The sequence below is a fragment of the Acidithiobacillus albertensis genome, assembly GCF_001931655.1.
GTDB lineage: Bacteria > Pseudomonadota > Gammaproteobacteria > Acidithiobacillales > Acidithiobacillaceae > Acidithiobacillus > Acidithiobacillus thiooxidans.
This window is the reverse complement of the sequence record NZ_MOAD01000001.1, coordinates 1,415,833-1,426,934: the sequence shown is the minus strand read 5'-3', so window position 1 is coordinate 1,426,934 and position 11,102 is coordinate 1,415,833. Positions and strand designations below refer to the sequence as shown.

The 11,102-nt window shown below is 51.6% G+C and carries 12 protein-coding genes; 10 read left to right on the top strand and 2 right to left on the bottom strand.

The window, feature by feature from the left end; translation table 11 throughout:
* Window positions 1-111 precede the first annotated feature (111 nt).
* On the top strand, window positions 112-1,491 hold the full coding sequence (locus BLW97_RS07365; RefSeq protein WP_075322806.1) for a dihydrolipoyl dehydrogenase: 1,380 nt from the start codon (window positions 112-114) through the stop codon (window positions 1,489-1,491).
* Window positions 1,492-1,547: 56 nt separating this feature from the next.
* Here BLW97_RS07365 and BLW97_RS07360 read toward each other — a convergent pair whose 3' ends face one another.
* The gene (locus tag BLW97_RS07360; RefSeq protein WP_207650572.1) at window positions 1,548-1,859 is read right to left on the bottom strand and encodes a HigA family addiction module antitoxin; all 312 of its coding nucleotides are present in this window, start codon (window positions 1,857-1,859) and stop codon (window positions 1,548-1,550) included.
* Window positions 1,860-2,088: 229 nt separating this feature from the next.
* Between BLW97_RS07360 and BLW97_RS07350 the strand changes: the two genes are divergently transcribed.
* The 9 genes from BLW97_RS07350 to BLW97_RS07310 all read left to right on the top strand — a co-directional run bounded on the left by BLW97_RS07350 (window position 2,089) and on the right by BLW97_RS07310 (window position 9,694).
* On the top strand, window positions 2,089-3,543 hold the full coding sequence (locus BLW97_RS07350) for a cytochrome ubiquinol oxidase subunit I (protein ID WP_075322804.1): 1,455 nt from the start codon (window positions 2,089-2,091) through the stop codon (window positions 3,541-3,543).
* A 40-nt stretch (window positions 3,544-3,583) separates the two neighbouring features.
* Window positions 3,584-4,666: a cytochrome d ubiquinol oxidase subunit II gene (locus BLW97_RS07345; protein ID WP_075322803.1), complete on the top strand. Its 1,083-nt coding sequence runs from the start codon at window positions 3,584-3,586 to the stop codon at window positions 4,664-4,666.
* An 81-nt stretch (window positions 4,667-4,747) separates the two neighbouring features.
* Window positions 4,748-5,065: a hypothetical protein gene (locus BLW97_RS07340; RefSeq protein WP_075322802.1), complete on the top strand. Its 318-nt coding sequence runs from the start codon at window positions 4,748-4,750 to the stop codon at window positions 5,063-5,065.
* Between the two features lie 77 nt (window positions 5,066-5,142).
* Window positions 5,143-5,358 (top strand): hypothetical protein, encoded by a 216-nt coding sequence (locus tag BLW97_RS07335; RefSeq protein WP_010638922.1) that lies wholly within the window; start codon window positions 5,143-5,145, stop codon window positions 5,356-5,358.
* A 12-nt stretch (window positions 5,359-5,370) separates the two neighbouring features.
* A complete protein-coding gene (locus tag BLW97_RS07330; RefSeq protein ID WP_075322801.1) occupies window positions 5,371-6,087 on the top strand; it encodes a Crp/Fnr family transcriptional regulator in 717 nt (238 codons plus the stop codon).
* 100 nt (window positions 6,088-6,187) lie between these two features.
* Window positions 6,188-6,874, top strand: a complete 687-nt coding sequence (locus BLW97_RS07325) for an MBL fold metallo-hydrolase (RefSeq protein WP_075322800.1) — start codon at window positions 6,188-6,190, stop codon at window positions 6,872-6,874.
* A 502-nt stretch (window positions 6,875-7,376) separates the two neighbouring features.
* Window positions 7,377-7,814 (top strand): PadR family transcriptional regulator, encoded by a 438-nt coding sequence (locus BLW97_RS07320; protein ID WP_207650571.1) that lies wholly within the window; start codon window positions 7,377-7,379, stop codon window positions 7,812-7,814.
* A 33-nt stretch (window positions 7,815-7,847) separates the two neighbouring features.
* Window positions 7,848-8,621, top strand: coding sequence for a DUF2202 domain-containing protein (locus BLW97_RS07315; protein WP_077218299.1), 774 nt, complete (start codon window positions 7,848-7,850; stop codon window positions 8,619-8,621).
* A gap of 146 nt (window positions 8,622-8,767) precedes the next feature.
* Window positions 8,768-9,694 carry a LysR family transcriptional regulator gene (locus BLW97_RS07310; RefSeq protein WP_075323612.1) on the top strand — a complete coding sequence of 309 codons (927 nt, stop codon included), beginning with the start codon at window positions 8,768-8,770 and terminating at the stop codon, window positions 9,692-9,694.
* Here the strand turns inward: BLW97_RS07310 and BLW97_RS07305 are convergent.
* The gene (locus tag BLW97_RS07305; protein WP_075322799.1) at window positions 9,576-10,892 is read right to left on the bottom strand and encodes an MFS transporter; all 1,317 of its coding nucleotides are present in this window, start codon (window positions 10,890-10,892) and stop codon (window positions 9,576-9,578) included. The genes BLW97_RS07310 and BLW97_RS07305 overlap by 119 nt on opposite strands.
* Window positions 10,893-11,102: the final 210 nt, after the last annotated feature.

The following is an 11,102-nucleotide window of genomic DNA, read 5'->3' as shown; positions in this document are numbered from 1 at the left end:
GTATAGACAAGGTGAAAGAATCATCATGAATTTTAATGATATATTCATATCTGCCTGTTGTTTGCTTGTGCTAGGCTTTGCAGGATTGGATTCAACGTGGAGGGCTGCAAAATGACTGTTCAGGAAGTGGATTTGTTATGCGTAGGTGCAGGTGGCGCCGCCTATCCGGCCGCTTTTCGTCTGGCAAAAGCTGGAAAGAAGGTACTCATGGTCGATCCGAAGGGGGTCATGAGTGGTAACTGTCTGTATGAAGGTTGTGTTCCTTCCAAGGCGGTTCGGGAAACAGCCGCTTTTTACCAGGATGCCCAGCGTTTTCAGCCCTACGGACTGGGCGGCAATCTGCACGTGGATTTTGCCGCCCTGATGCAGCACAAAGATGCCATTCAGGAGCGGCGTTATGTCCAGCACGCAGCGGAACTGGCCGCAGAACCTCTTATCCGCTTGATCAAGGGCGTAGCGCACCTGTTAGATCCCCATACGGTGAAAGTAGATTCAGATGCGGGAACGGATACCTATCATGCCCGGCATATCCTGATCGCCAGTGGCTCGGACGTGTTCATTCCGCCCTTGCCCGGTGCTGAATGGTGCCTGACCAGTCATGATCTTTATAAACCTTCGCCAGCCATGCGGGCTTTGCCCGAAAAACTGCTGGTTATCGGCGGTGGCTACATAGGGCTGGAAACAGCGACATTTTTTGCTGCCTTGGGTACGGAAGTTACCTTGCTGCAAAAAGGCGCACAAATCCTGAATGGCATGGATCCAGGCATGGTCAACCTGCTGCTGCCTTTACTACCCAAAGGGCTTGAACTTCGCACCAATGTAGAGGTGCAACGCGTTGAGAATACAGGCAGTGGTCGTCGTGTTGTCTGGCTTGAGGACGGCAAGGAACAAAATCAGGAGGTCGATGCCGTCCTGCTCGCCGTGGGGCGTCGTCCGGTCATTCCAGAGGGTGCAGAAGCCCTGGGCATTGCGTTTGATCATCATGGTATTCAGGTGGGCCCCAGCCTACAAACCCGCTTTCCGCATATTTATGCAGCAGGGGATGTCAATGGACGGGTACCACTTTTTCACGCAGCAGTGCGTCAGTCTCTGGTGGCAGGCCACAATATTCTGGCGGGGAACGTTCCTACGGATTATGCGGATTTTGACCATGTGCCGACAACGATATTCACCTTGCCGGCAGCAGCCTACATCGGTCTGACACCGGCCAAGGTCTCTCCTGGATCTTTGCTGGAAGCCCGCTATGCCTTTTCAGAGGACTCCAGAGCGCAGATTCTGGAACGTCTGGATGGCGAAATCCGGCTCTTTTTCGAGCCCGGCAGTTTGCGGATTCGCGGGGCATGGATTGTGGGGATTGATGCAGGCAGCCTGATTGGACAGGTGGGTACGGCCATTGCGGGCGGAATGACGGCCTATGACCTGGCGCGATTTGCCGATCAGCATCCAATGTCCGCCGAAGGTATCGGCAAGGCTGCACGCAACCTGTTGTAAATCACCCTCTGCAATCAGTATCAGCAATATCGACGATCAATAAAAGGTTTCTAGGCTTAAACTGGGCGCTTATGCCACTTGTTGTCTGGGCTGTACTTCGCGGGCAATGGTGGCGCCCGCCCCGTTTTCCGCAGATCGTAAGCAACTTGTAGTCCCAACCAGAATTCCGGACTGGTCTGAAAGTAGCGGGACAAACGCAATGCCGTACCTGGTGAAACTGCCCGACGCTCACGAATGATCTCATGGATACGTGGTGACGGCACCCGTAATGCCATAGCCAATGCATGTGGTGTCATTTTCAGCGGGGCCAAAAACTCCTCACCTAATACTTCGCCCGGATGAATAGGGCGCATTCCATTTCTGGTCATGATTTCGATTCCTTTGTTAATTGTCATTTTTTCTGCCTGCAAGAATAAATTGGTTTATACGAACCACATGAACCGGTTGTATCACCCATTATTTTTTTGCGAAAAATCATTTTTAAAACGCAACATACTGATTAATTATAGAGCGGATAACTGGCACATTTATTGCTGTTATAGATTCGGTAATATGCTTGCCATTTTTTAACGCCGCTTTTAAAGCGAGGAGTTTATCATGCTCGTAGAAAATACTTTGCCGATTCTTCTGAGTCGGCTGGATTTTGCCTGGATTACCTCCATGCACATCCTCTGGACGCCCCTAACTATCGGGGTGTCATGGATTCTTTTCGGATTGGAAGTAGCCTGGCTGCGTTCCGGAGACGAACGATGGTACCGTCTGGAGCGCTTTTTTGAAAAAATCTTTATTGTCAATTTCGGCGCCGGTGTGGCTACCGGTGTCACCATGGAAATGGCCTTCGGCATTCTCTATGGCCCGTTTTCTCAGGCCGTGGGTCCCTTCTTCGGGAATATTCTGGGCTTTGAAACCATTACCGCCTTTATGTATGAAGCCGGCTTCATTGGCCTCATGGTGTTTGGTTGGAACAAGATCGGCAAAGGGATGCATTTGTTCTCTACCTTCAACGTGGCGTTTGCTTCCAGTTTGTCGGCCTACTGGATTCTGGTGGCCAATGGCTGGATGCAGACTCCTGATGGTGTCGTGCTGAAAGACGGTCTGTTTCAGGTGACCAATTGGTGGAGTGCCATTTTCAATGAAAGTAATGAATGGGGTTTCCCGCATATGTGGGTGGCTACCATGATCCTGGGCTTTTTTGTACTGGCCGGGACCAGTGCCTGGTTTATTCTCAAGAATCGTCACGCTGATTTGTTCGTCAAGATGCTGAAACCCGCCATTCTGGCTTTATTGATCGCGACACCGATACAAATCTGGTTAGGCGACAGTCTGGGGGTCGATGTGGCCCATAGTGAACCGACCTCGCTGGCCGCCATGGAAGGGCATTTCCACACTTATTTACAGGATGGTAAGCCGAACACTTCCTGGAATCTGATTGCCATTCCCAATGCTGCCAATGATGGAAGTCTGTTTTCAATCCGTATTCCCCATGTGTTAAGCCTCCTGGAAACCCACACCCTGAATGGCGTAGTTCCCGGTCTGGACCAGTTCCCGGCCAAGGATCGCCCCGACGTCTGGGTCCCTTTCTATTCCTTCCGGGTTATGGTGGCCATCGGCTTTTTCCTGTTCTTTATGGCGTTGTGGGGCACCATGCTCATCCTGCGCGGCCAACTGACGGTGGAGGGATTGCGTAAACGCCCCTGGTTTTTGCGGGCCATGGTCTTTAGTGCTTTTTTACCGTACCTGGCCGTCTGGACTGGCTGGTGGACTCGCGAAGTAGGGCGTCAACCCTGGGTAGTTTACAACCTCATGCGCACCTATGAAGGTGTCAGCCACATGGGTATTGGTCAGGAAATCTTCTGGTTTGCCGGATATGGCGTTTTTGAACTGACCGTCTGGGCCGGTGCCTGGTATTTCTTCTCCCGCGTGATCCGCAAGGGACCGGATCTGGAAAGTCCTTTACCGGGTGCGCCAGAGCAGCATGCTGATCAGGAACACGCCGGTGGTGGATTGGCGAAACCGACCTTTGCCAAACCGACCTTTGGGAAAACCCATTAAGCGTGGTTTTCCGGGATTTCGATTCAAGGAGTAATACAATATGTTTGATCTCGCCAGAATCGCTACCACTCTAACGACGTGGTGGTGGCTGTTACTCAGTCTACTGTTTCTTTTCTTCATTGCCCTGGACGGTGCCGATCTCGGCGCCGGGGTGTTTGCCCTTTTTTCTCCCGATGAGCAGGAGCGGGGTGCCATTATGGCTTCCATGGCCGGTATGTGGGATGGCAATGAAACCTGGCTGGTCGTTGCCGGCGGCGTTCTGTTTGGCGCTTTTCCGCTGGTGTATGGATCGGCCTTCAACTATCTGATGATTCCGTTGATGTTCGCTTTATGGGGTGTCATTTCGCGGGCTGTAGCCTTTGAGTTTCATGTCCATGCAACCGGAAGCAAGCGCTTTTGGGGTTGGGCCTTTGCCGTCGGGAGTTTTATGGCACCTTTCGGGGCGGGCGTGGCTTTGGGGGCGACCTTGCAGGGCTTCCCCATGAAGGCCGGTGAGGCCATGGCCAAAGGGGCTCCGGGCCTGTTTGTGAATTCGCCCATTCCCCATTTTACCGGGACGGCCCTCACTTTTCTGACCCCTTTCAGTATCTTCACCGGTTTTGGCGCGGTCATTGCGGCCGGACTGGCAGGCGGTCTTTACCTGAGTGCACGCTTTGAAAAGGGGGATCCGATCAATGTCAAAGCACAGCGCTGGACCACCCTTTTTTCCTACCTGGCCTTGACAGCAATCGTCGTCACCCTGGTATGGTCCTATGCCATATTCCCCTGGGCAGCGGCAAAATGGACCGGTCCTTATTGGTGGGTATGGGCCATCTGGCTCTTAGTGGTCTTGTTCTTTGCCTTTAAATCCATGATGAACCACTCCATGCAAAAAGACTTCGCCGCCCTGCTGTGGGGTGAAGGGGTGGTGGTTCTCCTGTGGTTTGCCATGTGGGCCACGATGTTTCCCTACATTGTTCCGGAAACCTGGACCATCCAGGCGGCCGCCAATCCGGCCAACTCCATTGCCGTGTTTACCTTGTTCATGACCGGGTTTGTACCCATCATGATCATGTACAACGCTTATCAAATCTGGGTGTTCCGGGGTCGCACCACAAAAATGGCCAGTTACGGCGGTCATTAAAACCTGAAGGGAAGGGCAGACTTTTCGCTGTCCTTTCCCCAGTTCCTGTGTAACAGACGGAAACTATTCATGGAGTGATTTATGAAAATCAGATCTTCTTTAACGGTTCAGGGCGAACCCGAAGCACAGCTGGATGACCGTGCCATTCTGGATATTCTCGATGTACTGGAAACACGCCACGATCTGGTCAATGAACAATGGTATGCGCTACGCGCAGAACTCTCCACCCTGAATGAAGAGCAGGTGCTGGATAACCAGTCGCAAAAAAAGGTGTCCGATCATAGCTTGCTGATGGAGCAGGAATTATCGCGTTATCAGCGCTTCTTTCGCATTTTTCGGCAAAATCTGCTGCACAAAAAGGCAAACCGGGCAGCTTATCCCGTGCTGTACACGAGCTGAATGCCATGGAGGGACTTTCATACCAGCGCATACAGGATGGCGCACAACCTGACACGACATCGGGAGATATCCTCATAATGCAAGACACGAATCGTATTCTGAACTGCCTGCGTGGCGGGCCGATGACCAGCATAGAGATGGCTTGTACCCTGCACCTGACGATGAACCGTATTCAGAGTATTCTGAATGAGTTGGCTGCCCAACGCAGCATTTATGCGCGACGTTGGGTAACCGATGCCTCTGATAACCAGATCCCGCTCTGGGAATTGGAGGATGCCGACAGCATCGCCTAACAGGAGTATCTCATGCATTCAGCGTCATGGAATCTGACGGGCCAGTCAGATTGTCAGCTTTGTCCCATGCGCCAGTTAAGCATCTTTGCAGGACTCACTGTGCAAGAATTAGACAATCTGGGGATGACCGTACAGGATATTCATCTGCCTGCTGGAGAAGTGCTTTACCATCAGGGCGAAAGCGCCCGCCATGCGTTTACCTTGCGGTCTGGTGTCATCAAACTCAGTCTGGAATCACCGCTTCATGGGGTGGAAAAAATTGTTCGGCTATTGCGTCATGGCGATCTGTTGGGATTTGAGGGCTTGAATCATGCACATCCCCGTTATCCGCATACCGCCACAACATTAGATGCCGCTGATTTATGTTTGCTGGATATATCGGAATTAAACCGTTTATCAGAAGACCTCCCCCATGTGCGACGCGCATTGCTGGAGCGATGGCAGAGAGCCCTGGAAGAGTCTGAATTCCATATTGTGGAAGTGGGGGCAGGGAAGGCCGATGCCTGCCTGGCGGCATTTTTATACCACTGGTGCGGAGTGTTCCCCGATGGCGCCTGGGTCCCTTTCCCGATGGCGCGTAAAGAAATTGCCGGTTATCTCGGGCTTTCTTCTGCACATGTTTCGAGAGTCATGGCGGATTTCAAGAGACAGGGATACCTGCGTGAATCCGGTCAGCGCATTATGGTTCAGCGCGCGTCGCTACGAAAAATTGCCAGCGGCATGAATTGATGGGTTCTAAATGATTTTTCTCAATGCGACCCTAGCCTGGCTGTGACACGCTAGGCCATATTCGGAATTCACTGCAGCCTCCGGGTAAAGGAATAACGTCATGTATTTTCGGCAACTGTTTCATATCGAGAGCAGTACCTACACCTACATTCTCGCGGATAATACCTGGCGCGATGCCGTGGTCATCGATGCGGTGGCCGAGAACAGTGCCGAAGTTTTGCAGATTTTGCGTAATGAAGGCCTGCACCTGACTCATATTCTGGAAACCCATTTGCACGCCGATCATATCAGCGCTGCCCACAAACTCCGCAAGCAGACAGGAGCACAGGTAGTCCTCAGTGTCCGAGCTCAAGCCGACTGTGCCGACATTGCGGTGGATGACGGCGATTTCCTGGTCTTGGGAGACGATGTTATTCGCGTACTTGCTACCCCTGGGCATACTCCTGAATCTCTAAGCTTTCGCTGGCATGATCGGGTTTTTACCGGTGACGCTCTGCTCATTGGCGGCTGTGGGCGCACTGACTTTCAGAGCGGCGATGCTGGTACCTTATACGACAGCATTACCACAAAACTTTTCACCTTACCTGACGAGACGTTGGTTTATCCCGGTCACGACTATCGTGGTCGCCGGGTGAGCTGTATTGGCGAGGAAAAACAGAGCAACCCGCGCCTCGCCAACAAATCGCGAGAGGAATTCATCGCTATCATGGCCGCACTCAATCTGCCGCTTCCGAAATTGATAGATGTCTCCGTCCCGGCTAATCGTCTTTGTGGTGCCAACCCTTGATGTAGCCCAGATATTCTGACACTGGAGATTGTGATTTTTGGACCAATCAGCACTATCCATAATCATGAGGATATTTTGTCTGGGATAATGTCAGGCTACTCTATTGCGTGAAACCTGTATACCTTTGCTGCCTACTCCGGGCAACATCAGAGGACTCGTGCGTCCGTTCTGTGGGGCGACCACATGGGCGGAGGCTGTGTTGGAAGATCAGCATCACATTTACTTCGGAACGCATGGTTTTTGCGCCCAGCTATTGCCGGGTATCGCTGATCCGACTCTACAACGAAATCCTGTTTGGAAGGTTCTCTTTCCATAATTTCCTGACTCAAAAAAATCAGGTCAAAAAAACCAAGTGATGATCTTGTATTTTTCACGGCATCCTATAAGATATATCATAATTAGATATATCTAAAAGGCGGTTCCCATGAAACTATCCAATGACCCAGAGGGAAAATGTTCCGGACCTTGCCACAGATCAGGGCAAGGCCGACGGAGATCCCGTATGCTTGATCCGGGCATGCTGCGTTACATCGTCCTGCAGCATATTGCCCAGCACCCACGCCACGGATACGAACTGATCAAGCTGTTAGAGCAACAATCCGGGGGGATCTACAGTCCGAGTCCCGGGATGATTTATCCGATGCTCGCAATGCTCGAAGATCTCGGTCATGTTTCTGTAATTCTTGAGGGAAACAAGAAACTTTACGTCATCACTGAACAAGGGCAAGCGTTTCTTGAACAGAATCGCGCGATGGTCGTGGCAATCGAAGAACGGATCGCGACCCGATGCAGTGAAGACGCGCGACAGATACGCGAACATCTCCATTTATTGCGTGATGCCGTTAGTCAACGAATACAAGCCTCTCCTTTGGTCTCGGAACAGTTCCAAAGGATCAAGAAGATTCTTGAAGAGGCACTCACAGAGATTCAGACCCTCTGAATTAGGTCTGAAGATGTTTAAAGGAGTAACATAATGAATACAAATAAAAAGTCTTGTTCACAGTTCGGCGATCAGCGTTCTGGTGAAAGCCGGATGAGGTCAAGCGGCTGTGGAAATGGCAGTCGTGGAAATGGTGGCCGTGGAAATGGCCGCCGAATGGATCAACGCGGGTTTAATGCGAGCACAAACACATCTACTGAGTCTGAATTCATGGAAAATGAACATGCGGAGCAGCGCCCAGTGCACCTTGCACAAATTCGTGCCGATATTGCTGCTTCACCGCGTGGCCTATTGACGAGCGAAGAACGCTCCGACTTGCTGTTGATGCGAGAGGAGGAAAAAATTGCGCGAGACGTTTATATTCGCTTATACGAGCGCTGGGGTATCCGTCCTTTCCAAAATATTACCGGTTCGGAACAAGTGCACATGGACGCGATGCTGGCTTTGCTTGAGCATTATGGGGAATCTGATCCGGTTCGGGGGTTGGCGGTTGGACAATTCTATCGTGCCGATTTGCAAGCATTGTATGATGATCTGATTAATCAGGGACTACGGAGCGAGGCAGACGCCGTTCGCGTTGGGTTATTGATTGAAGAACTCGATATAGCCGACCTACAAAAAGTGGCCCGACGCACCAATAAACCGGAAATCCTTGCGGTCTATGCAGAATTAGAGCGGGGCTCACGCAATCACTTACGGGCATTTTACCGGTGGAAACAAAAGCTTAGTGTCGACTATGTTCCGCAGCATCTGTCTTCTGCTGAATTCGAACGTACAGGTCTGTCTGCACACGAAATGTGCCATTGAAAACAGGAGCAGTTGGTCGGTGATGGTCATCGCATGATGAACATCACCGATACGGTGAGTCCATATAACTTGGCAGGTGCCGGCATCAAGATAATATAATCCGAAACTTATTGTTTTTTCGATTTGTGCTTGGCGTTACGTTATCCGTGTCACTTGAACTTCGTCATCTTCGTTACTTCATCGCGGTGGCTGAAGAGCTGCATTTCAGCCGCGCTGCAGAGCGTTTGGGCATTTCCCAACCGCCCCTCAGTCATCAGATTCATACGCTTGAAGAAATGTTGGGAGCCCGGCTGTTCGTACGCACTAACCGCCGGGTGGCCCTCACCGATGCAGGGGATGCTTTTCTCAAAGAGGCCCGTGCCATTCTTCTCCAGGTAGATCGTGCCGTCGACCATGTGCGCAGTGTGGAGCGCGGAGAGAAAGGTGAACTGCACATCGGTATGACCCGCTCAACCATGTTGGCTGAACAGGTCCCCAGAGCCATATACCAGTTTCGAACACAATTTCCGTCCGTGCATCTGAATCTGGAAGAGTTAAACTCTCTCGAACAAATAGATGCATTGATCCATGGAAAAATACAGGTAGGTATTATGCGGGTTCAGCATTTACCGGCAATGCTGCAATCCCATATGCTCTACGCTGACCCTCTCGTAGCCGTTCTACCTGCCAAACATCCGCTCTGTCCGGCTTCCCCCAATCTGTCTGTACCACTTGATCCGCTGCAACTGGCCCACGAGTCGTTCATTATCTTTACCGACTCGGCTGGCACTGGCATACGCAACCAGTTTTATCAGCTTTGCCATGATGCCGGGTTTAATCCCAAAATTGTTCAGGAAGTGCAGGAGGCATCGACCATGATAGGATTGGTAGCCGTAGGCTTGGGGATTACCATTCTTCCGGTTTCCTATTCACACCTGCAGCAGGGTAGCGTGTGTTACCTACCGCTGTCTTCCCCTAGTGCGCGTTCTGATGTCCATGTGGTTTACCGCTGTATGGACCATTCACCGCTGCTCCGACAGCTATTGGCGATATTGCAGTCAGAGGCGGCAGCACACGCAGTTTCCAGGCGATGAGTAGTCCGGAGACTGCCAGAAAAGTCAGCAGTTCCGCCACACCCTCCCAACCCCAACCCGAATAGAAATATCCCCCGGAACTGCCCAGCACCGCCGAACCCAGATAATAAAAAAAGAGATACAATGAGGCGGCCTGCGCTTTGGCTCCAGGTGCCCGGCGACCCACCCAACTGCTGGCAATGGAATGTCCCCCAAAAAAACCAAAGGTCAACAATGTGGTGCCGAGCAGAATCGCCCAGACAGCCCCCGCAAAACTGAGCAGGGCCCCTACAGTCAGCAACGCAAAAGCCATCCATAGGACCTTTCGACGCCCTATCCGCCCGGCAATATGTCCCATCACCGGAGAGCTGAAAATACCCACTCCGTAGACGCTAAAAATCAGCCCCACCTGAGCTTGGCTGAAGTCGTAAGGCGGGGCCATCAGCCGGTAAGTCAGATAATTATAAAAGGTCACGAAAATGCCCATCAGGAAAAAGCCTTCGACAAACAACCAAGGAAGCCCCGGATCGTTGAACAGCCGACCGATTTGCTGAACCCTGCCGTTCCAGGACACATGCTGCGGGGAAAAATGCTGGGAATCCGGCAAACTGCGCACAAATAGAACGGCAGCAATCAGACTGATGACGCCGATGCTGGCCAGGGCAACATGCCAACCCCAATAATTGGCCAAAACACCGGCAATCAGCCGACCTGACATACCACCCACTGCACTACCGCTGATATATAACCCCATACCTATGCCGATAGAGTCCGCATGAACTTCTTCATTGAGATAGGTCATAGCTACCGCTGGCAGGCCACTGATGCTGATGCCCAGCAAAGCCCGCTCCAACAAAAAAACCTCCCAATTGGGCGCGAATCCGGTGGCGAGCACCAGAAATGCGGACGTGAACAATGACCAGACCATGATAGACTTGCGCCCCAGACGATCCGACCAGTTCCCGACCAGGAGCATCGAGAAAGCCAGAATCCCCGTCGTCAACGACAGGGAAAGCGCACTCCCCGTGGCGGTCACGCCATATTCTCTGCTGAAGGCCGGCATCAGAGGTTGTACACAATAAATCATACTGAATGTAGCGAATCCTGCAGCGAAGAGCGCCAGGATCATCTTTCGGAATGAGCGGGTACCGTGACGAATAGGGTCTTTTGCGGAAGCTGCAGAAATCGGGGAGCTGGAAGTCAGGGATTGTTTGCGCATTGGCTCAGGAACATGAACTCATGATAAGGCTGAAGAGGACTTGGAGAATCCTAGTCCTTCGTAAATTCAGCTACCAGTGTGTTTAGGGTTTGCTTCCATACCTATTAAATATCAATCGCCAGGTGTTAATCTGCCAGCATTTACATGCAGACATCAAAAATCATCGGCACATATAAAGACATTTACATAATGTGTTCGCTAAAACTTAAG